This window comes from Paraburkholderia agricolaris, assembly GCF_009455635.1.
Lineage (GTDB): Bacteria > Pseudomonadota > Gammaproteobacteria > Burkholderiales > Burkholderiaceae > Paraburkholderia > Paraburkholderia agricolaris.
Genome location: NZ_QPER01000001.1, coordinates 2,391,788 through 2,413,458, shown reverse-complemented (window position 1 = coordinate 2,413,458; position 21,671 = coordinate 2,391,788). Strand labels below are relative to the sequence as shown.

Below are 21,671 nucleotides of genomic sequence, written 5' to 3'. Positions count from 1 at the left end.
GTCATGCCCCAGATCAACCGTCAACTCGTGCTGGCTTCGCGCCCACAAGGTGCTGTTACGCCCGATAACTTCAAGCTCGTCGAAACCCCGCTTGCGCCGCTTGCCGACGGCGAATTCCGCGTGCGCAATCACTTTCTGTCGCTCGATCCGTACATGCGCGGCCGCATGAACGACAGCAAGTCGTATGCAGCCCCGCAACCGCTGAACGAAGTGATGATCGGCGGCACGGTGGGCGAGGTGGTCGAGTCGAAGAATACGAAATTCGCGGTTGGCGACAAGGTGGTCGCGATGTTCGGCTGGCAGGAATACGGCACCTCGAACGGCGCGGGGGTGCAGAAAGTCGACGACACGCACGTGCCGCTGTCGGCATATCTCGGCCCGGTCGGCATGCCGGGCGTAACGGCCTGGTATGGCCTGAACCGGATCATCGCGCCGAAAGCGGGCGATACCGTGGTGGTCAGCGCGGCAAGCGGCGCGGTGGGCAGCGTGGTCGGCCAACTGGCGAAGCTGGCCGGGGCACGTGCGGTCGGTATCGCAGGCGGCGCGGATAAGTGCCGCTACGTGGTCGAGACGCTTGGCTTCGACGCCTGCGTCGACTACAAGGCCGGCAACCTGTATCAGGAGCTCAAGGCCGTGACGCCGGACGGCGTCGATGGCTATTTCGAGAACGTCGGCGGCGAAGTGCTCGACGTAACGCTCGCGCGCATGAACGCTTTTGGGCGCATCGCGTTGTGCGGGTTTATCGCGGGTTACGACGGCCAGCCGCTGCCGCTCAAGCACCCCTCGCTGATGCTCACGCAGCGTCTGCTGGTGCAGGGCTTTATCGTCAGCGAGCACATGGAGGTGTGGCCCGAAGCGCTCAAGCAGCTCGGCACGCTGGTCGCGCAGAAAAAACTGCAATATCGCGAGACCATCGCGCAAGGGCTCGATGCGGCGCCCGAGGCGTTCATGGGTTTGCTGAAGGGCAAGAACTTCGGCAAGCAGCTCGTCAAGCTGATCTGAGCTGAGCGTCGCGGCTGTCGAGCCGCGTATGCGGTAGATATCGAAAGCGTCAGCCGGTCGCCGCATCGGCTGACGCTTTCCGGCGGATAATTCCGGGCCGATAAACGCAGGAGAGAAACGATGTTCGAATTCGCCGGCAAGGTGGCGGTGATCACGGGGGCAGCAAGCGGTTTCGGCCGGGCGTTTGCGGAGAAGGGCGCGTCGCTCGGCATGAAGCTCGTGCTGGCCGACCTGAATCCCGAGTCGCTTGCTCAAACCGTCGACGCATTGCGCGCCGGCGGCGCCGAGGTAATCGGCGTGCCGACGGACGTGTCCGACGCGGCCCAGGTCGAAGCGCTCGCGCAAGCGGCGCTCGACGCGTTCGGCAAGGTGCATCTGCTGTTCAACAACGCGGGCGTGGGCTCGGGCGGCTTCCTCTGGGAAAGCTCGGCGAACGATTGGGCGTGGGTGTTCAACGTCAACGTGATGGGCGTCGCGCACGGCGTGCGTGCCTTCACGCCGATCATGCTGCGGCAGAACGAGCCCGCGCATATCGTCAACACGGCGTCGGTGGCGGGCTTGCTGTCGCCACCCGCGATGGGCGTCTACAACGCCTCGAAGCACGCCGTGGTGTCGCTCACCGAGACGCTCTATCACGACCTGCAACTCGCGCAGGCAGGCAAGCCTGAATCGGCGGCAGGTGGCGGCGAGGTGGGCTGTTCGTTATTGTGTCCGGCCTTCGTGCCGACCGGCATCGCCGACGCGGAACGCGCGCGGCCTACGGAGCTGCGCAACGCGAGTGGACCGACGCGCTCGCAGATCGCCGCCGGCAAGCAATTGCAGCGGGCGGTGCAAGCGGGCAAGCTGAGCGCGACCGACGTTGCCGACATTACGTTCGAAGCGATCGCCGCGCGGCGTTTTTACATCATCACGCATCCTGGCATCATGGCGACGGTGAAGCTGCGTCATGAGGATATCGAGCAGTTGCGCAACCCAACGGATCCGATGTCGCTGAAGCCGGACGTGAAGAACGCGAGCTAGGGGCGTGTGGCATCACACGGGGGCGGTTGCCGCCGTGTTTTTTGCTGCTTGTCCCGACGTTTTTCTCCCGGTTTTATCCCCCGGGTCTTATCCCTTAAAGTCCCCTTGATGCCCAGCGCCTCCGCGCCGCCAGAAACCCAATGCCGCTGAATCCGAAGATCGAGCAGGTACTCGACATGATCGCGCGGGCGAAACGCCCGCAGCTTCACGAGTTGAGTCCGCAACAGGCGCGTGCGTCCTACGAGAAAAGCGCGCCGATACTGGAGATCGCAAGCGCACCCATGTTCGGGGTCGAAGACCTGAGCGTGCCGACGCGCGACGGCGCGGCGATTCGTGCGCGTCTTTATCAACCTGTCGAGCCGAGCTGGGCCGAGCCTGCGCCGGCGCTGGTGTATTTCCACGGCGGCGGCTTCACGGTCGGCAGTGTCGATACGCACGAAGCGTTGTGCCGGATGTTGGCGCGCGACGGCCGCTGTGCCGTGCTGTCGGTCGATTACCGGCTCGCGCCCGAGTACAAATTCCCCACCGCCGTTGAAGACGCATTCGATGCATTGACCTGGCTGCACGCGCATGCCGCCGAATACGGGATCGACGCAGAGCGGCTGGCGGTGGGCGGCGATAGCGCGGGCGGCACACTGGCCACGGTGTGTGCCGTGCTGGCACGGGATGCGGGCATCAAGCTGATGCTGCAATTGCTGATCTATCCAGGTGCCACCGGCCACCAGCAAACCGATTCGCACGCGCGCCTCGCAGACGGCTTCCTGCTGTCGGGCGAGACGATTCAATGGTTCTTCGATCAATACGTGCGTGATAAGAGCGACCGCGACGACTGGCGTTTCGCGCCGCTCGACGGCACGCGCGGCGCGCCCGATTTCAGCGGCCTCGCGCCCGCATGGATCGCGACCGCCGAATACGATCCCTTAAGCGACGAGGGCGATGCGTATGCGGAAAAACTGCGCGCGGCGGGCAATCAGGTCACCCTGAAGCGTTATCCGGGCATGATTCACGAGTTCTTCAAGATGGGCGGCTACGTCCCCGATGTCGCGCAGGCGCACGCGGATGCCGCCGCGGCATTGCGGGTGGCGTTCGGCGTCGAATAAACGCCGCGCGTCAGGCAATCTCGCGTTCAACGTTGAACGCGAAGCTTCGCTCGAAATCGCCGGGCCGCACGATCCGGTGCGAGCCGTTGTCGTCGCTGCGTTCCGCCGCCGCTACGCTGATAACCTCGCCATGCGCGACCACGCGCACCGCGGTCGTGCCGCGCGTACCGTACTCGGGCGTTTCGATAAACGCTGCCGACAAGGCCCGCTCCCGTTCGAGCGGAATGCCGGTGGACGGTAGTTCGTCATCGCGCGCGAGGCGCGGATCGCGCATCAGATCGATCAGGCGTTCGAGCCGCGGCATCGCGTCGCGCGTGAGCATCGCGGCCAGTTCGGTGCGTTTCCTGACCAGCTTCGGCCATGCGGTATCGAGCACCGCATTCGAGATGCCGTGCGTGCCCGGCGCGAGCAGCGTGGGCGCGATATTCGAGCGGTTGCAATACCAGCCGAGCTCGCGGCGCGTCCAGTCGCCGATAAGCAGATTGAAGCCGTTGTAGATCTCGCCGGTTTGCGCGACGTGTTGCAGATAGCCGAGCGGCGTTTCGTGCCGGCCATTGCTGTTGCCCTTGCCGTTGTCCGTGCCTTGCGCGGAGCCGGTGAGCCAGTCGCTGACCAGCGTGCCGCGGGTCGGCGCATCGGCGCGCATTTTATGTGGCGCGCGGTAATTGGTCAGTGCGGCGAAGCGGCCGTCGCGTGACATGCCGAGCCATGTGCCGCCGCCCACCAGATCGCGGCCGGCCAGTACGGTCGGCGCGTCATGCCACCAGCTGATCGGTTCGGCGGTGCGGCGGAAGAATTCGTCGCGATTCGCCGCGAGTGTGAAGAGCGGCCCGTCGAGCGCATCGGGTCGCCAGTCGAAAACGATCAGGCACATCGGGGGCAGTCTCCCGGTGAGGGCGGTGGAGGAACAGAAGCAATAAAAAAAGCGGCGCCTGATTGCTGCGCCGCTGCGGTTCGGGTGCTTAAACCTCGGTCGGCAATCCGTACGGCAACGGGAGGAACGTCAGCGCCGGACCGTCCGCCGCGCCCAGGTGAACCGAGCCGCCTTCGAGCGCCGCCAGCTTGATCTCCACCAGCACGTCGACACCACCTTCCGGCGCCGATGCCGCGTTCACCACCATGCCGCACGGCTGGCCCGGATCGTCCGAGTGGAACAACTCCGCGCCGGCCTTGACCGTATCCAGTTCACCCGCCACGTTCGCGAGCGAGGTGCGCCGCTTGATCGTGCCGCGATACTGGCTGCGGGCTACCACTTCCTGACCCGGATAGCAGCCTTTGCGGAAATTGACCGCGCCGAGCACGTCGAAATTGACCATTTGCGGCACAAACTGCTCAACCACCGGTTGAGTGATGCGCGGCTCGCCGGCACGAATGTCGAGCCAATCCCATACCGCCGGCGACACGCGTTTGAGCTTTTCGTCGAGCGTCGGCAGATGCGCTTCGATCGTGGCCTTCGGGCCGATCCACAGATAGCGCAGCCGGCCGAGCGCATCCGGAACGCGAATCAGCGAACCCGCCGTGCCGTCCACCTGCACATGCACGCCGTCGGGCAGCGCGTCGAACACGCCGGAAAGCGCTTTGCGCACGTCGCCCGCGAGGCCCACCACCGCCAGTTCGCCGCTCGCGTCCGCAAGTTTTGCCTTGGCGCGCAGGACGAACATGGACAGCCGCTTCTGCACGGCGGCCTGCAGGTCCTTCGAGATCAGCAGACGGATCGTCTCGCCCGTGCGCCACGTCAACAACGACGCCAGCAGCCGGCCCTTGGCCGAGCAATAGCCCGCGAGGCGCGCATTGGCGGCATCGAGATGCTGGGTGTCGTTGGTCAACTGGCCATGCAGGAAGCTCGCCGCGTCGTCACCGGTCGCGTCGATCACGCCGAACTGCGTGAGCGGCATGTAGGCGCCTTGCCGGATGACGGCGTCGAATTCATCGGCGGCAGGGCGCGGCAGCGTAGGGAGTGCGGCAGATGCGGCAGCCTGGGCCGTGGCCACAGCGCCGGAGGGCGCAACTGCAGGAGTGACGGAGGGCGTGCCTGAAGCGGTAGCGAGCGGTGTGTTCATGGATTCCGAGAACAGTCAATTCTGACTTTAGCTAAGGCAAACAAGTATTATATGAGGTCCAACCCAGCCACGTTCCGCATGTCCCTTCTGAAGAAATGTTTCGTCGCCGGCTCAATTGTCATTGTGCTGGCCGCAGCCGCAATCGCAGGCGGATATCACTGGGCCACCAGCCCACTCGATTTGACCCCCGCGCAACTCGACGTCACCGTCAAACCGCACAGCAGCCTGCGCAGCGTCACGCTGCAGCTGATTCGCGGCGGCGTGCCGGTCGAGCCTGAACTGTTCGTGGTCATGACGCGCCTGCTCGGGCTGCAAAGCGATCTGAAATCCGGCAACTACGAGTTCAAGACGGGCATCACGCCGTACGAAGTGCTGCAGAAAATCGCCCGTGGCGACGTCAACGAATACGTGGCGACCATCATCGAAGGATGGACTTTCAAGCGCATGCGGGCCGAACTGGACGCCAATCCGGCGCTCAGACACGACACGGCCGGCATGAGCGATACCGATCTGATGAACGCGATCAACGCGCCGGAAGCGTCGATCGGCAATGGCGAAGGACTGTTTTTCCCGGATACCTATCTGTTCGACAAGAACACGAGCGATCTGGACATCTATCGCCGTGCGTACCGTCTGATGCGGCAGCGGCTGGACGAAGCATGGACCGCGCGGGCGCCGAACCTGCCGTACAAGACCCCGTATGATGCGTTGACGATGGCGTCGATCATCGAAAAGGAAACCGGCAAGCCATCGGACCGGCCGATGGTGGCGGCGGTATTCGCGAACCGTCTGCGCGTGGGCATGCCGCTGCAAACCGACCCGACCGTGATCTACGGCATGGGCGACAGCTACACCGGCCGTATCCGCAAGAAGGACCTGCAGACCGACACTCCCTACAATACGTACACCCGGATGGGACTTCCGCCAACGCCCATCTCGCTGCCCGGTGTCGCATCGCTGCAGGCGGCGATGAACCCGGCGCAATCCACCGCGCTGTACTTCGTATCGCGCGGCGACGGCAGCAGTATCTTTTCTGACACCCTCGGCGATCACAACAAGGCCGTGGACAAATACATTCGAGGGCAATGATGGCGCGGGGCAAATTCATAACGTTTGAGGGTATCGACGGTGCCGGCAAGACCACTCACCTGAGCTGGTTTCGCGAGCGCCTCGAAGAGAAAGTCGCGAGCACCGGCCGCTCGGTCGTGATGACGCGCGAGCCGGGTGGCACGGCGCTCGGCGAACAGATTCGCGAGATCGTGCTGCATCAGAAGATGGACCTCGAAACCGAGGCATTGCTAATGTTCGCGCTGCGCCGCCAGCATCTGGCGGAAGTGATCGAGCCGGCGCTGGCACGCGGCGACTGGGTGCTGTCCGACCGTTTCACGGATGCGACCTTCGCCTATCAGGGCGGCGGCCGTGGCCTGCCGCGCGACAAGCTGGAAACGCTTGAACGCTGGGTGCAGGGCGGTTTCCAGCCGGACCTGACCGTGCTGTTCGACCTGGCGCCGGAAATCGCCAACGAACGGCGCAGTGCCGCGCGCGATCCAGACCGTTTCGAAAGCGAATCGGAGGCGTTTTTCAACCGCACCCGTACCGAATATCTGCGCCGCGCGGAAGAAGCGCCATACCGGTTCGCTATCATTGACTCTTCGCAGAGCATCGCGCGAATTCAGAAGCAACTTGAAGAATTGATTGCAGTTCTTTGATTTTAAAAGAATATAATTTTAACTCATAACTTCGATGAAGTTCGCCCTCTGTCTCAGGAGGCGTCGTCAATCGATTGATTTAAAAGAGAAACAATGATTTATCCGTGGCAAGCCGACGACTGGAATCGCCTGCAGCAGTTGCGTGGACATTGGCCGCACGCCTTGCTGCTGCATGGGCAGGCAGGGATCGGCAAGTTGCGCTTCGCGCAGCACCTCGCCCAAGGACTCCTGTGTGAAGCTCAGCAGGCCAACGGCGAGCCCTGCGGCGCGTGCGTGGCATGCAACTGGTTCACGCAGGGCAATCATCCGGACTATCGGATCGTCGTGCCTGAGGCGCTGGCTGCCGAAGCGGGTCTCGCCAATGCCGCGGACGAAAAAGCCGAGAAGGCTGAAGGCGAAGAAGGCAAGAAGACCCGCGCGCCCAGCAAGGAAATCAAGATCGAGCAGATTCGCGGGCTGCTCGATTTCGTCGGCGTCGGTTCGCACCGTGGCGGTGCGCGGGTGGTGGTGTTGTATCCCGCCGAGGGCCTGAACATTGCCGCGGCCAACGCCCTCCTGAAAACGCTCGAAGAACCGCCGGCGGGTGTGGTGTTCCTGATGGTGTCGGCGCGCGTCGACCGTCTGCTGCCCACGATTATCAGCCGTTGCCGCCAATGGCCCATGACGATGCCCGCGCCGGAGGTCGCCACGAAGTGGCTCGCCGCGCAAGGCGTCGCCGAAGCTCCCGCGCTGCTCGCCGAGGCCGGCGGCGCGCCGCTCACGGCCCTTGCACTGGCGAGCGACGAGAACCGCACGCTGCGTGACTGGACCCTGAAGCAACTGGCCGCCGGCGCCGATTGCGACGCCTTTGCCTGCGGCGAGGCGCTGCAGAAGCTGCCGGTGCCGCTGGTGCTCGGCTGGTTGCAACGCTGGATGTACGATTTGCTGGCGCAGCGCACGGCCGGCGCGCCGCGCTATTTTCCGCAGGCGTCGATGGCGTTGTCGCGCTGCGCATCGCAAGCCGACGCCAGCGCGTTCGCGCGCTTCATGCGCACCGTGACGCGCCAGCGCGCGGTCGAGAACCACCCGCTGAATGCGCGCCTGGTGTTTGAAGAACTGTTTATTGGTTATCGCGAGCTATTCGCATAAATCTTTTGATGCCGGACGATTTGCTCAGGGCCGGGTGCTTTACCGGTTGTGACGCCTCGTGCATCCGTCCGCTGATTCGATTCGTATTCCACCTCACGTCCAAGCACCATGAGCCTTACTTACCGCGATGCCACGTTCGACGATCTGCCCGCGATCGTCGCCATCTACAACTCGACCGTGCCGTCGCGGCAAGTCACCGCCGATCTCGAACCGGTGAGCGTCGAAAGCCGTCTGGCCTGGTTTCATGCCCACGGCCCGCAAAAGCGTCCGCTGTGGGTGGTGGAAGATGCGCAGCATCCCGGCCGCGTGATCGCGTGGCTGAGCTTCTCGGATTTCTACGGCCGCCCGGCCTATCTGCGTACCGCCGAAGTCAGTATCTATCTGGACGAAAGCGCGCGCGGCAAGGGGCTCGGCAAGCAGTTGCTAGCGGCTTCGCTCGCGGCGGCGCCGGCGCTCGGCATCGACACCGTGCTGGGTTTTATCTTCGGCCACAATGACGCGAGCCTGCGCCTGTTCCGCAGCTTTGGTTTCGACACGTGGGGATCACTGCCGCGCGTCGCGGTGCTGGACGGCGTGGAGCGCGACCTGGTGATTCTCGGCAAACGGCTCGACACGGCAACCGCGGCCTGATTTGCAACCGGACTGACGGCCAGATTCACCCCACGCTATTTATCAGCAGGACATCATCATGTTTGTCGATTCGCACTGCCATATCAACTTCGAAGGACTCGCCGACCGTCTGCCGCAGGTGCTCGAGAACATGCGCAGCCATTCGGTCACGCATGCGCTGTGCGTCTCAGTCGACCTGGAGACGCTGCCGTCCGTGCTGGAGATCGCCAGCCAGCACGAGAACGTGTTCGCGTCGGTCGGGGTCCACCCGGATCACGAGGACATGCGCGAGCCGAGCCTCGCCGAACTCATCGAACTGGCCGCGCATCCGAAGGTGGTCGCGATCGGCGAGACCGGTCTCGATTACTACCGTCTGGAAGGCCGCACGATCGCCGATATGGAGTGGCAGCGCGAGCGTTTCCGTACCCATATCCGCGCGGCGCACGCCACCGGGAAGCCGCTGATCATCCACACGCGTTCGTCCGCGGAAGATACGTTGCGCATCATGGCCGAGGAGCGCGCAAGCGAGCCGGGCGGCGTGATGCATTGCTTCACCGAACCGTGGGCGGTTGCCGAGCAGGCACTGGCGCAGAACTTTTACATTTCGCTGTCGGGCATCGTCACGTTCAAGAGCGCGACCGACGTGCAGGATGTCGCACGCCGCGTCCCGCTCGATCGTTTGCTGATCGAAACCGACTCGCCGTACCTCGCACCGGTGCCGTATCGCGGCAAGCCTAATGAACCTGCGTACGTAAGTTATGTCGGACGCTTCATCGCGCAACAACGCGACATGCCGGATACGGCGCTGGCCGCCGCCACGACAGAAAACTTCTTCCGGCTCTTCAAGATCCCTTCGCCGGCCGGCGCGTGATTTATAAAGTTTCTATATATCAATAGGATAGGGACGTTTCCTAAAGCAAAATATGACAAATTACTCGACTTCGACCGTGCTGTTGCAAGAGACTTCAGCGGTGCAAACCGCCCTCGGCTCGGCACGCCGCAGCGCGTCGCGTCTCGCGTTGGCCGCCACGCTCGTCTGCGCTGCGCTGACTTCGCTGGTCGCGGCTCCGGTTCAGGCCGCGCCGATCGACTCGCTCATCAAGTCGGTTAAATTCGACGACGTCGACGGTGTCAACAAGCTGCTTGCCAAGGGTATGGACCCGAACAGCGTCGACAATCAGGGCTACCCGCTGCTGGTGATCGCCGCGCGCGAGAAGTCGGACAAGGTGGGCGCCGCGCTGCTCGCCAATCCGAAGACCAACATCGAGATCCAGGACAAGGCCGGCGAGAACGCGATGATGATGGCCGCGCTCAACGGCGACCTCAACTTCGTCAACCTGCTGATCGCGAAGGACGCCGAAGTCAACAAGAAGGGCTGGGCGCCGCTGCACTACGCGGCGGCGAACGGCCACGACGACATCGTCAAGGTACTGCTCGATCACTCGGCCTATGTCGACGCCGGCTCGCCGAACGGCACCACGCCGCTGATGATGGCCGCACGCGGCGGTCATGTGTCGACGGTAAAGTTGCTGCTCGACAACGGCGCGGACCTCACGGTGAAAAACCAGATCGGCTTGACCGCACTCGATTTCGCAAAGACCTACAAGGAGCCGGATGTGGTCGAGGGACTCACGGCGCGCCTGCAACAGATGCAGCAGAAGTGAATTGAGTGGAGAACCGGTGCGCCGTGCTTCGGCACACCGGCTGCCGCAATATGGAACTTGCCGGCCACCGGAGTGCCGGTCAACGAATTTGACTGAAGATAGCGGTGTCCGGCATGCCTGCCGCTCCGTAAAACAGTGCAGAATGACGACTTGGCGCGCTACGAGGCGCGCCGGTTCGATGCGGCGCAAGACCGCCTGATAAACGACCCTGGAAAGGAACACCATGCTGCGGGCCTTGATTTTCGCCAGCGCGCTTGCCGTCCCCCTGTCGGCAGCCGCGTTTACGGGAGGCGACCTCAACAAGCTTTGCACGAAGACCGATGTGGCTTCGCGCAGTGCGTGTGCCGCCTATATCGAAGGCGCCGCCGACGGCATCTTCAACACGATCGACGCAATCGGCGGCACTACCGGGCCGCGCGTCGGCCAGTACTTCTGCCTTCCGCCGGACGCACGCTCGGCGCAACTCACCGACGCGGTGCGCAAGTACATCGCGGATAACCCGATCGTTGCGGGCTATAACGCCAGCACGGCGATCTCATTGGGGCTCGGCAAGGCATTTCCTTGCAAGAGCGGTAACTGAGCGTGTCGTTGCTTTGAATCTGACGTGAATCGCGGCTGACGCCTACGCCGCGTGCCCGAGTCGGGCACGTCACGCGGATTGGCTGGCGTACATATAGAAATGCGCTTCCGTGCCGGCTCAAAGCCGGCCGTTCGGCTTCGGACGCTACTGCTCCAGGCGGCTTTTCCCCAATCCACAGCGCACCATGCGCCCACCCCACGCGAAATTGAGTGCAACCGACCGCACGCCGAAGCAGTCGAACTGTCGATTGAACTCATCAAACTGACACGGCGCCGCCTGCTTTACCCGCTTCGGGTCCTCAAAATGCTATAGCGTCCTGGATGTCACAACCGGGCGCCACGAGCAGATGCCGCAAGCGCGTGACACGCGACCCCCGTGCCGGACGAACCAGGGAGGACTACCAACATGGGCCGACTGATCGTCGTGTCGAATCGTGTCGCAACGCCGACGGAAACCAAGGGGTCCGCGGGCGGCCTCGCGGTCGGTGTATTCGGCGCATTGAAAGATGCGGGAGGCGTGTGGTTCGGCTGGAGTGGCGACGTGGTGAGCGAGACTGTCGCCAACGCCGGGCCGACGCTGGAGCAGGACGGCGCGGTGACCTTCGCGACCGTCGGCCTCACGCGCAAGGATTACGACCAGTACTACCGCGGCTTCTCGAACGCCACGCTATGGCCGGTGTTCCACTACCGCAACGATCTCGCGCGTTACGAGCGGGAAGAATATGCGGGCTACCGGCGCGTCAACGCATGGCTTGCGCACAAGCTGATCAAACTGCTCGAACCCGACGACGTGATATGGATTCACGACTACCATCTGATCCCGTTCGCTGAAGCGCTGCGTTCCGAGGGCATCACGAACCGCATCGGTTTTTTCCTGCACATTCCGTTTCCCGCGCCGCAGATCCTGCTCAACATTCCGCCGCACGAAGAGTTGGTGAAATCGCTGTCCTGCTATGACCTGCTAGGCTTCCAGACCGCCACCGACGAACTCGCTTTCCACGACTATGTGACGCGCCACGCGCGCGGCACCGTGAGCGAGGGCAACCACGTCGAGGCCTTCGGCCGCAAGCTGCGCACGGGCGTCTATCGGATCGGCGTGTTCCCCGACGAAATCGCCGAACAGGCCAAACGCTACGAAAGCCGCCAGCACGTACTCGAACTGAAGCAGAGTCTGGAGGGCCGCAAGCTGATCATGAGCGTCGACCGGCTCGATTATTCGAAGGGGCTCGTCGAGCGCTTCCGTGCCTTCGAGCAATTGCTGGAGCGCTCGCCGGAATGGCGCGGCAACGTCACGCTGGTGCAGATCGCGCCGCCCACCCGCTCGGACGTCGCTACCTATCAGAAGATCCGCCAGGATCTCGAATACGAAGCGGGGCGCATCAACGGCCGTTATTCGGGCCTCGATTACACACCGATCCGCTATCTGAATCAGCAATACGACCGCTGGAAACTGATGTCGCTGTTTCGCGAGTCGCAGATCGGCTTTGTCACGCCCTTACATGACGGTATGAACCTGGTCGCGAAGGAGTATGTCGCCGCGCAAAATCCCGACGATCCCGGCGTGCTAGTGTTGTCGATCTTCGCCGGCGCGGCGGCTGAGTTGAGCGGCGCGCTGCTGGTCAATCCACACGATGCGATCGGCATGTGCGAAGCCTTGCAGCGCGCGCTGCAAATGCCGCTCGATGCGCGCCAGCGGCGTCACGAGATCAACATGGCGGCGCTGCGCAAGAACGATCTCGGTGTGTGGCGCGATACCTTCCTGAACGATTTGCGCAGCGTGCCTATGCAGAAACCGGGCAAAGGCGGCGGACATAACTAATGATATTGATGCGTTTGAACGAAGTTGTTTTACCGAAGGTCCGACGGCGCCTGCCGGCCCGAAAGGCGGCCGTATGCTGAGAACCCTGGCTATCGCGGGGTACCGGTCGCTACGCGAGTTGATCGTGCCGCTCGGGCAGTTGAATGTCATCACGGGCGCGAATGGCAGCGGGAAATCGAGTGTGTATCGCTCGCTGCGCCTGCTGGCCGAGACCGCGCGCGGCGGCGTGATTACGTCGCTGGCGCGTGAGGGTGGCTTGCAGTCCACGTTGTGGGCCGGGCCCGAACGCTTCTCGCGCGCAGTGCTGGCCGGCGAGTTGCCGGTGGAGGGCACGCGTCGCAAAGATCCGGTGAGCTTGCGGCTCGGGTTTTCCGGCGACGAATTCGGTTACGCGATCGATCTGGGATTGCCGCCACTCGATAGAGCTACCCGGTTTCCACTCGACCCCACGATCAAACGCGAGTGCATCTGGAGCGGTCCGGTGCTGCGTCCGTCGGCCTTGCTGGTCGACCGGCACGGCGCGGCGCTGCGCACGCGTGATGAGCAGGGCGACTGGCAAACCATCCCTCAGCCCGTCGCCAGTTTCGACAGCATGATGACGGAGTTCTCCGACCCGCGGACCGCCCCCGAAATGATCACGGTGCGCGAGCAGATCCGCTCGTGGCGCTTTTACGACCACTTCCGCACCGATGCCGAAGCGGCCGCGCGTCTGCCGCAGATCGGCACGCACACGCCGGTGCTGTCGGACGACGGCGCGGACCTTGCCGCGGCCTTGCAAACGATCCGCGAGATCGGCGACCCCGTGGCGCTCGACGCCGCAATCGACGACGCCTTTCCCGGCTCACGCCTCGACGTCACCACGCTGGACGGTCGCTTCGAAGTGTCGATGCAGCAGCATGGCTTGCTGCGGCCGCTCAAGGGCGCGGAACTCTCGGACGGCACCTTGCGCTATCTGCTGCTGGTGGCCGCGCTGCTCACGCCGCGTCCGCCCGCGCTGCTGGTGCTGAACGAACCGGAGACGAGCTTGCATCCGGACCTGCTGCCGGCGCTGGCACGCCTGATCGCGCGGGCTTCCGCGCATTCCCAGGTGCTGGTCGTGTCGCATGCGGCGCGGCTGATTGCGGCGCTCGAGCGGGAGGACGGCAGTCAGTCGATCGTGCTTGAGAAGCACTTTGGCGCGACGCGCATCGCCGATTCGGACGATCGCGATCTGCCGGGCTGGAAATGGCCGGCGCGCTAACCGCCGCGCAGTGGATAATAGGCACGTCGTGGGATGTAAGCTGAATGTAACAGCGCACAGGAATTGCAAAGCCAGCGGCTTTTTGTGACGCCCTGATGAATAATGCTTTGATGCGGATGGTGCAGGCGGACACCTGGCGTTCGCCGCATTGATGGAGAAGTGATGGAGAAGGACGGTGCTGAGCTGTTTAGCGCCGCTGACGTGCACCGCCATCAGCGCAAGCCGTCAGTTCACGGAGACAAATATGAAGATTGCGCAGATCGCCCCCCTGACCGAATCGGTGCCGCCAAAGCTCTACGGCGGCACGGAACGTGTCGTGTCCTACATCACAGAGGCGCTCGTCGAGCTCGGCCATGACGTGACGCTGTTCGCGAGCGGCGATTCCGTCACGAGCGCCAAGCTCGAAGCCGTATGGCCGCGTGCGCTGCGGCTGGATCCAGGGATCCGCGATCGCATCGCGCCCCACATGCTGCTGATGGAACTGGTGCGCCGCCAGGCCGACAACTTCGACGTGCTGCATTTTCACCTCGACTACTACTCGTTTTCGGTCTTCAAGCGCCAGGAGACTCCCTTCGTTACGACCATGCATGGGCGTCTCGACCTACCCGAGCAGCAACCGGTGTTCGACACCTTCAACACCGCGCCGGTGATCTCGATTTCGAACGCGCAGCGTCATCCGTTGCCGCAGGCCAAATGGCTTACCACCGTCTATCACGGCTTGCCGGAGCAGCTCTACACGCCGCAGCCGGTCGAGCAGAAGTACCTCGCGTTCCTCGGCCGCATCTCGCCGGAAAAACGGGTCGATACCGCGATCCGGATTGCCGGGCGCTGCGGAATGCCGATCCGGATCGCCGCGAAAGTGGATGCCGCCGACCGCGAATATTTCGAGCGCGAAATCCGGCCGTTGCTGGACTTGCCGCATGTCGAGTTCATCGGCGAAATTGCGGATGATCAGAAGGCCGAGTTTCTATCGGGCGCCCATGCGCTGCTCTTCCCGATCGACTGGCCGGAGCCGTTCGGCCTCGTGATGATCGAGTCCATGGCGTGCGGCACGCCGGTGATCGCGTTTAACCGTGGCTCGGTGCCGGAAGTGCTGGACGACGGGGTGACAGGCTTTATCGTCGAAGACGAGATCGGCGCGGTGGCGGCCGTCAATCGCCTGCATAAGATGCCGCGAGCGGGTGTGCGGCAGCGTTTCGAAGAGCGCTTTACGTCGCACCGCATGGCGCAACAGTATGTGGATGCGTATCAGTCGGTGATTCGCGCTCAGAAGCGTTCGCGCTTCAAGGTGATCGATACGTCGGGGAGCTGAGCGGCGTGGCTCGCGTGGCGTGCATGGCTTGTGTGACTCGCGCTGCGCAATGAAAAAGAACGGCGACGTGCAATGCGCATCGCCGTTTTTTATTGCCGCTGCATGACATTACGGGACCTGAGCCCCGGAATCCGGCAGGCGCCTAGATCTTCAGGCGTGAGACCTTCGTGCCCTGCAGCGAGACGTCGGCCATCAGGCCGGCGTTAGTCAGGATGAATACTTCGACAGGGGCGGTTGCCGTGGTCGTGTCGATTGCGCCGTTGGCGCCCATCTTCACCAGCGCGACGGAGGCGTCGCCGCCTGCCGACCAGCCGTCGGCATTGCGGAATGAGTCGAGCGAGTCCTGGGTCATGAACAGGAAGATGATAGCCTTCGACTGCGCGCCCGCCTGCAGACCGAACGATCCGGAAATCGTGCTGTAGTAACCCACCGAGCTGCCACCCACGCGCAGCGCGCCTTCGCCATACTGGCCACCAACAATGAAGCCCGCTTGCAGTACTGACGGGAACACAAGCACGCCGCGCGCCTTGGAGACGAGTTCGCGCGAACCCTTCACGGTGGTGAACAGGCGCGACATGGTGCCGTCGACGCTGGCGTCGATCGACTGGCGTTTGGATGCATCAGTGGAGGGCGTGTTCGGGGTGCTGCCGTTGGTTGTACAACCAGCGAGTGCAAGGCCTCCGAAAGCGAGCGCAGCGGTAGTCTTCAGCATGAAGTTTCGTCTTTGCATCGTTTTTCTCCATCATGGTTCCTGGGTACAACCTCATATGGTCTTGCCGGGTTGTCTTTGAGTTATATCACACGCAAGCGGGGAAGGCGTAGTTCGTCGCCAGGCGAAAAGCCTTGTGTGGCGGGGGTTTGAGCCATGCCATAAGGCATCTTGATGTAACTTTGACCGGCCTCAAAAGACAGTTGCGAGAGGCTGGCGCAGCGCGTTCAAATGGGCTTCTGGCGCATCGCGCCAGGCCGGGAGCGGCGCACCGGCCGTTAAACGGAGGCCGTATCAAGCGTCTGTTTTACCGATTTTGCGCGCTCGCAGCTCGCGTTGAAATCCACGTTGAAATCAAATTGAAAGTGTTGTCGCGACGCCACCTGCGCGTCCGCCGTGTCCTCATGTGCGTCCTCACCCGTGGTTCGCCGGACTTTTGACAGGCGGGGGGCGGCGCAGCGCGCGGCGAACCATCCCGATCAGCAGGCCGATCAGGAACAGCGTGACAGCCGGCACGATCCAGTAGCCGACGAACGCATGCCAGAGGTAAGCCATGAGGGTAGAGCGACGTACGCTGTATTCATTGCGGGCGTCTTGCTGGCGCGGCGCATTGGCAGCCAGTACGTCGGCCGGACAGCCGGCGGCTTGCGCCTCGTCGGGCTTGCCATGGCAGCGCGCGGGCGCGCCGGCCGCGCGTTGTGCGTCGGTGAAGTCCCAGGTGGTCAGCGCGCGATTGAGATCGACGGCGTTGTACGCCATTTCCTCCCGGATCTCGCTGACCGCAACGATCGCCACGGGCACGGCCCAGAAAATGATGACGACCAGCCACCGCCTCAACCAGCGGTTTTTATGCTTCGTTACCATCCTTGCCTCCGATCGATGCTCTTCAGCACCAACGACAAGATGGCGGCCCGTCTAATGTTGTGTATGGGGGTGGGCCGTCTCCGCAGCCATCATAGAAGAAAAACGACGCGTTCGCGCGAATGGACAGTGAAGGAGTGGGTGACGCGAGGGCGCTTGCTGAGGAGAGACGTTACGAAGGAGCGTAGGGTAAGGACAGAAGCAGGCACGAGGGCAGACACAACGGCAGACACAAAACAAACGCAGTAGCCGCGCCGGAAAACGGCGCGACCCTGTTCGAGCAGCAGGCGGTTACACGCGCGGCATGGGGCCGCGCCGCTTGCCTCGCGTTTAATTAGCCGGTGCTGACGACAGGCAGGTCTTCATGAAGGCCTTGCGGTCATCACCCTTTTTGCCGGTGGCTTGCGCGTTGCATGCCTTCATCTTGTCCTGCTGGCTCATCGGTGCCGCGGCGGCCGGCTTGGCGGACAGGCAGGTCTTCATGAAGGCTTTGCGGTCGTCGCCTTTCTTGTCGGCGGCCTGCTTGTTACAGTCGGCCATTTTCGTTTGCTGGCTGTTCTGTGCGAACACCGGCGACACGAGGACAGCACCCAGCACCAGCGTAGCGATAGCGGATTGGACTTTCATGGGACACTCCATCGGTGGTGAAAACGTTTTTGGTCGTTCATGCGCGCGGGCGTCTACGGCGTCCAGGACCCCTCGGCACGTCCATTATGGCAAATGCTGTCTGCCTGAACGGATAAAAGAGCACTCCGGTTGACAGGCGCTCACGCAGGTTTTCCCCTAGACGTCAGGGACGACGGTGCTCCAGGGGCTGAAACGGCAAGTCCCTAATGGTGTCAAAAATATGTTATGCAATCCAGATTAATTTGCGAGAGGCAGGCAAATGAATTAGCTCGCCGTCATTCGATAAAGTCTGATCCGGCATTAAAGATTCGATCCGTATTGCTGCAAGTGCAAATGAATAGGAAATCGGCAGAAAATGCCGTTGAAGAGCAGCGGGGTAATCTTGACTTGAATTCCTGCACCAAGGCGCCGCCCCGGCGTCTGCGCCGCGCAGGTCAAAGGAGGCACGCGATGCACTATCTGTTGATCTATGACCTCGTACCGGACTACCTCGAACGGCGTGGCGCATATCGCGACGCGCATCTGAAACTTGCCTGGGCGGCGGTGGAGCGCGGTGAATTGCATCTGGCCGGCGCACTGACCGACCCTGTCGACACCGCCGCGCTGCTTTTCAATGGCGACTCTCCCGCAGCCGCTGAAGCCTTTGCCAGAGCCGATCCGTATGTACTCGCGGGACTGGTGACGCATTGGCGAGTGCGCCAATGGATGACGGTGGTGGGTGAGGGCGCGGCGAATCCTGTGCGCTAGAAGCAAGCCCGGCAATGCCTCCTGTACGGTATCGAGAGGAATGCGAACAGCATGCGCAAATGCAGCGGTTCGCTTCCTCGACGATTGAGCTTCGATGTCGGTCAGGTACTATCCATCTGCTGCACCCACATCCCCCAGGCTGGGCAAAAACAGCTTCAAAGCGCATCGAAATGCATGATGGATCAAGCGTTGATTTCGTAAAGTCAATTCACCGCTTTTCTCATGCCGTTGTGCTATGCAATAGTGGATTTCGAAGCCCGGACCGATGGCTGCTCTGTTACAGCAATGCGTGAAGCGATGCGGCAAAAAGGACAAGATTGTTTCCATCCGTAACACTTGTCTCAACGATATTCACGCAAACCCTGGTGATGGTATGCTTCGTGCACAAATTCTCCCATGCACGAGTGAGACCACGTTTTGTGCTTCGCAATAGGGACAAACCGCACTAAGCCAGTGCGATATTGACCCGCAAACAGAACGTACAAAACATATTTGTGCAACCGAGGGCTGCACACGGATCGTGAACGTTGAATCCGTGGCCGCCCAAAGCCGCGGCCGGGCCAGGCTGCGTGGAGAAAACCCAATGTTTTTCGATGAGCTAAGCAATGACGAATGGGCGCTGCTGGCAGCGCTTGTCTCTGATGAGCCGGCCGTCCGTCTGAACCGGCGCGGCCGGCCCCGCGCCGAACCGCGCATCGTGGCGAATGCCGTCCTGTGGATTCTGACAACTGGCGAACCCTGGTCGAAGCTGCCGGGGCGCTATCCGTCGGGTCCCACCTGCCGGCGCCGTTTCGAAGAGTGGCAGTTGAACGGCACCCTGCTCGAGATGGTTCGGCTGTTGTCGCAAACCGGGCGTACCTTCGCCTACATCCCGCAACCGGCGCCGCCGGTCGTGGCCAAGCCGGCCGCGCCGGTAACCGAAACCGTCAGCGTGCGCGACGAAGGTCTGCGTGGCGTGTCGTGGAAAAGTCCCGAGTCGTGGCAGGCGCCCGGCGTATCGAGCAGTCTGAGCCAATGGCGCTCGGCCGATCCGATCGCCGATATCACACGCCAGTTGTCCGGACTGACGAACGTGCCGCCGGTGTCTCGTGCACCTTCGCCACCGCCGGTGTCCTCGCCACTGGTGGCACGGCCCGTCATGCGCGCCGATCCGCAGGGTCTCGACGAAGCGCGGGCGGTTGACGCGGCCATGCACAGTCTGGACTCGGCCATTACGTCGGCACGCCGCGCACAGCAGCTTGAAGATCAGCGCAGCTCGCTGTCAATGAGCTTCGCGCCGCGTGGCACGCAAGTCTCCGATCAGCAGGGCTACGTGATTTACGTCGCGGCGGAGCAGGTGCCCAACGCCATGTATCGCGCGTGGGCGGAGATCATGAAGGACGGCAGACGCGTCGAGCGTTCCGGCCTCGTCGGCCCGCGCTTTGCAGAGGCTGAGGCAGCGGAACAATACGCGCTTGAATGGGCGCGGCAGTGGATCGACCGTGAATGCCGTACGCAGGCTGTAGCAGACGGTGCGCCGGCTGCCAACCCGGCGTCGGGAGCGGCGCGTCCGTTGCCGGCCATGCGTCATGTGCCGGAACCCGTCACGGCGAATCACGGCGGCCCGTTGCACGGTCCGCTCAACGCGTTCCGTGGACCGCTGCGCCGTTATCCCAGCGAACCCGCTGCACCCGCAACGGAAAGCGGTAGCGCGTCGGATCGTTTTCCGTCGTTTCCGGAACTCATCTCCCACGCGGGGTGAGGACGGCTGCAAGTGCGACTGTCAGTACCGTCGTAAGCGCGTTAGCTGGCGTAGCAGCAAGCGCGGTGCCGGCACAGTGGTTAGAGCGCAGCAGTACCCCGGCGTAGCAGTACCCCGCGGCCGTCAGGAGCAACCGCCGCAGGTTCCCGCTTCATCCGTTGTGAATCATTGTCGTCCGTACGTATCGTCGAAGCGCACGATATCGTCTTCGCCGAGATACGAACCCGATTGCACCTCGATCATTTCGAGCGGCATCTTGCCCGGGTTCTCGAGACGATGGGTGACGCCCAGCGGAATATAGGCGGATTCGTTTTCGGAAACGATGAAGCGCTCTTCACCTCGCGTGACGAGCGCGGTGCCGCGCACGACGATCCAGTGTTCCGCCCGGTGATGATGCATTTGCAGCGAGAGCCGCGCGCCCGGCTTCACGACAATGCGTTTCACCTGGAAGCGCTCGCCGGTGTCGACGGAATCGTAATTGCCCCACGGGCGATGCACCTTGCGATGGTTGGCCGCTTCCAGGCCGCCATCGGTGCGAATCCGTCCGACAATCTTCTTGACATCCTGCACGCGTGATTTGTCCGCGACCAGAATCGCGTCGGCCGTCTCGACCACCACGAGATCATGGGTGCCGACACAGGCGATCAGGCGTCCTTCCGAATGTGCGAAGGTCGAATCCGCGCCTTCGAACATCACGTGGCCGCGGCCTACGTTCTGATCGGCGTCTTTCTCCGAGATGTCCCAGATTGCGTCCCACGAGCCCACGTCCGACCAGCCTGCTCGCAGCGGCACAACCACGCCGGACGCGGCGCTCTGATCGTTGCCCAGTTGTTCCATCACCGCGTAGTCGATCGAATTGGACGGCGAGGCACTGAACGCGTCGCGTTGCAGACGGAAGAAATCGCCGTCCGCCTTGCCGCCAGCGAACGCTATTGCGCAGGCTTCGTAAATCGCCGGCTGGAAGTGACGGATCGCCTTGAGCCAGGTCGATGCGCGCATGATGAAAATGCCGCTGTTCCACCAGTATTCCTGCGATTCGATATAACGCTGCGCCAATTCCAGATGCGGTTTCTCGACGAAACGGTCCAGTTTGTGCGCGCCGATCTTGCCGGTTGCATCGGCATGCGTCGCGCAGGCGTCGTTAGGCATGCCAAGCGCCGTGCCGATACGGATGTAGCCGTAGCCGGTTTCCGCACGTGTCGGCACGATGCCCATCGTCACGATATGGCCGGCCACCGCATGCTGTACGCCCGCGGCTACCGCCGCATGAAACCCGTCGATGTCGGTCACCGCGTGATCGGCGGGCATCACGACCATGATGCCGTCCTCGTCCTGCGCGGCGATCGAAAGGGCGGCCACCGTCAGTGCCGGCGCGGTATCGCGCCCAACGGGCTCAAGAATCAGCCGGCTCGGCTTGCCGCTCGTGCGCAATTGCTCGGCTGTGGTGAAGCGATGTTCTTCATTGGCCACCACGACGAGTTGCTCCGAGAGGAGATGACCCGCTTCGAGCCCGTCGAGACGGCGCGTCGTGGATTGCAGCAGCGAATCTTCGCCTAGCAAGCCAATCAGCTGTTTCGGGTACTGCTCGCGCGACATGGGCCACAACCGTGTGCCGGAACCGCCGGCCAGAATCACGGGATGTACTTTGAGCTTGACGTTAAGGGGCATAGCTTGTGTGGACCGGGTGTCGGCGGGCGTGGCCGTAACCGGAGCTGTCATGATTGACTCCTCGAGGCTGGGTGAG

The 21,671-nt window shown here is 62.8% G+C and carries 21 protein-coding genes; 15 read left to right on the top strand and 6 right to left on the bottom strand.

Annotated elements, in window-relative coordinates:
- The first annotated feature begins 3 nt into the window (after positions 1-3).
- The 3 genes from GH665_RS10815 to GH665_RS10805 all read left to right on the top strand — a co-directional run bounded on the left by GH665_RS10815 (position 4) and on the right by GH665_RS10805 (position 3,122).
- Complete coding sequence (locus tag GH665_RS10815; RefSeq protein WP_153135860.1) at positions 4-1,002, top strand: NADP-dependent oxidoreductase; 999 nt, start codon at positions 4-6, stop codon at positions 1,000-1,002.
- A 120-nt stretch (positions 1,003-1,122) separates the two neighbouring features.
- Positions 1,123-2,022 carry an SDR family oxidoreductase gene (locus GH665_RS10810; RefSeq protein WP_153135859.1) on the top strand — a complete coding sequence of 300 codons (900 nt, stop codon included), beginning with the start codon at positions 1,123-1,125 and terminating at the stop codon, positions 2,020-2,022.
- A 140-nt stretch (positions 2,023-2,162) separates the two neighbouring features.
- Positions 2,163-3,122, top strand: a complete 960-nt coding sequence (locus tag GH665_RS10805; RefSeq protein WP_153135858.1) for an alpha/beta hydrolase — start codon at positions 2,163-2,165, stop codon at positions 3,120-3,122.
- 10 nt (positions 3,123-3,132) lie between these two features.
- Here the strand turns inward: GH665_RS10805 and GH665_RS10800 are convergent, their stop codons facing one another.
- Entirely contained in the window at positions 3,133-3,996 is an 864-nt protein-coding gene (locus tag GH665_RS10800; protein WP_153135857.1) for an NRDE family protein, read from the bottom strand.
- An 88-nt stretch (positions 3,997-4,084) separates the two neighbouring features.
- Entirely contained in the window at positions 4,085-5,182 is a 1,098-nt protein-coding gene (ygfZ, locus tag GH665_RS10795; protein WP_174771711.1) for a CAF17-like 4Fe-4S cluster assembly/insertion protein YgfZ, read from the bottom strand.
- A gap of 78 nt (positions 5,183-5,260) precedes the next feature.
- On the opposite strand from ygfZ, the gene mltG reads away from it, so the two are divergent.
- The 10 genes from mltG (at position 5,261) to GH665_RS10745 (ending at position 15,242) form a co-directional block, all read left to right on the top strand.
- Positions 5,261-6,271, top strand: a complete 1,011-nt coding sequence (gene mltG / locus GH665_RS10790) for an endolytic transglycosylase MltG (RefSeq protein WP_153138381.1) — start codon at positions 5,261-5,263, stop codon at positions 6,269-6,271.
- Positions 6,271-6,891: a dTMP kinase gene (gene tmk / locus GH665_RS10785; protein WP_030103604.1), complete on the top strand. Its 621-nt coding sequence runs from the start codon at positions 6,271-6,273 to the stop codon at positions 6,889-6,891. Before mltG ends, tmk begins: the two co-directional genes overlap by 1 nt.
- 93 nt (positions 6,892-6,984) lie before the next feature.
- Positions 6,985-8,019, top strand: coding sequence for a DNA polymerase III subunit delta' (locus GH665_RS10780; RefSeq protein WP_153135856.1), 1,035 nt, complete (start codon positions 6,985-6,987; stop codon positions 8,017-8,019).
- Positions 8,020-8,127: 108 nt separating this feature from the next.
- Entirely contained in the window at positions 8,128-8,649 is a 522-nt protein-coding gene (locus GH665_RS10775) for a GNAT family N-acetyltransferase (protein WP_153135855.1), read from the top strand.
- 58 nt (positions 8,650-8,707) lie between these two features.
- Positions 8,708-9,499 (top strand): TatD family hydrolase, encoded by a 792-nt coding sequence (locus GH665_RS10770; protein ID WP_153135854.1) that lies wholly within the window; start codon positions 8,708-8,710, stop codon positions 9,497-9,499.
- A gap of 52 nt (positions 9,500-9,551) precedes the next feature.
- Complete coding sequence (locus GH665_RS10765) at positions 9,552-10,292, top strand: ankyrin repeat domain-containing protein (protein WP_153135853.1); 741 nt, start codon at positions 9,552-9,554, stop codon at positions 10,290-10,292.
- 223 nt (positions 10,293-10,515) lie between these two features.
- Positions 10,516-10,872 carry a Rap1a/Tai family immunity protein gene (locus tag GH665_RS10760; protein WP_028196555.1) on the top strand — a complete coding sequence of 119 codons (357 nt, stop codon included), beginning with the start codon at positions 10,516-10,518 and terminating at the stop codon, positions 10,870-10,872.
- A gap of 405 nt (positions 10,873-11,277) precedes the next feature.
- Positions 11,278-12,690 carry an alpha,alpha-trehalose-phosphate synthase (UDP-forming) gene (otsA, locus tag GH665_RS10755; RefSeq protein ID WP_028196554.1) on the top strand — a complete coding sequence of 471 codons (1,413 nt, stop codon included), beginning with the start codon at positions 11,278-11,280 and terminating at the stop codon, positions 12,688-12,690.
- Between the two features lie 73 nt (positions 12,691-12,763).
- The gene (locus tag GH665_RS10750; RefSeq protein ID WP_153135852.1) at positions 12,764-13,930 is read left to right on the top strand and encodes an AAA family ATPase; all 1,167 of its coding nucleotides are present in this window, start codon (positions 12,764-12,766) and stop codon (positions 13,928-13,930) included.
- A 244-nt stretch (positions 13,931-14,174) separates the two neighbouring features.
- Positions 14,175-15,242, top strand: coding sequence for a glycosyltransferase family 4 protein (locus GH665_RS10745; protein WP_153135851.1), 1,068 nt, complete (start codon positions 14,175-14,177; stop codon positions 15,240-15,242).
- 142 nt (positions 15,243-15,384) lie between these two features.
- Here the strand turns inward: GH665_RS10745 and GH665_RS10740 are convergent, their stop codons facing one another.
- From GH665_RS10740 to GH665_RS10730, 3 genes are all read right to left on the bottom strand, one after another.
- Positions 15,385-15,972, bottom strand: coding sequence for a BPSL1445 family SYLF domain-containing lipoprotein (locus tag GH665_RS10740; RefSeq protein ID WP_153135850.1), 588 nt, complete (start codon positions 15,970-15,972; stop codon positions 15,385-15,387).
- Positions 15,973-16,365: 393 nt separating this feature from the next.
- Entirely contained in the window at positions 16,366-16,815 is a 450-nt protein-coding gene (locus GH665_RS10735) for a hypothetical protein (RefSeq protein WP_153135849.1), read from the bottom strand.
- A 327-nt stretch (positions 16,816-17,142) separates the two neighbouring features.
- Positions 17,143-17,439, bottom strand: a complete 297-nt coding sequence (locus tag GH665_RS10730) for a PsiF family protein (RefSeq protein ID WP_153135848.1) — start codon at positions 17,437-17,439, stop codon at positions 17,143-17,145.
- A gap of 450 nt (positions 17,440-17,889) precedes the next feature.
- Here GH665_RS10730 and GH665_RS10725 point away from each other — a divergent pair, with 450 nt between their 5' ends.
- Both GH665_RS10725 and GH665_RS10720 read left to right on the top strand, forming a co-directional pair.
- Entirely contained in the window at positions 17,890-18,186 is a 297-nt protein-coding gene (locus GH665_RS10725; protein WP_106353131.1) for a YciI-like protein, read from the top strand.
- A 583-nt stretch (positions 18,187-18,769) separates the two neighbouring features.
- Entirely contained in the window at positions 18,770-19,927 is a 1,158-nt protein-coding gene (locus GH665_RS10720) for a transposase (RefSeq protein WP_153135847.1), read from the top strand.
- 165 nt (positions 19,928-20,092) lie between these two features.
- Here GH665_RS10720 and GH665_RS10715 read toward each other — a convergent pair whose 3' ends face one another.
- Positions 20,093-21,646, bottom strand: coding sequence for a mannose-1-phosphate guanylyltransferase/mannose-6-phosphate isomerase (locus GH665_RS10715; protein WP_153135846.1), 1,554 nt, complete (start codon positions 21,644-21,646; stop codon positions 20,093-20,095).
- Positions 21,647-21,671: the final 25 nt, after the last annotated feature.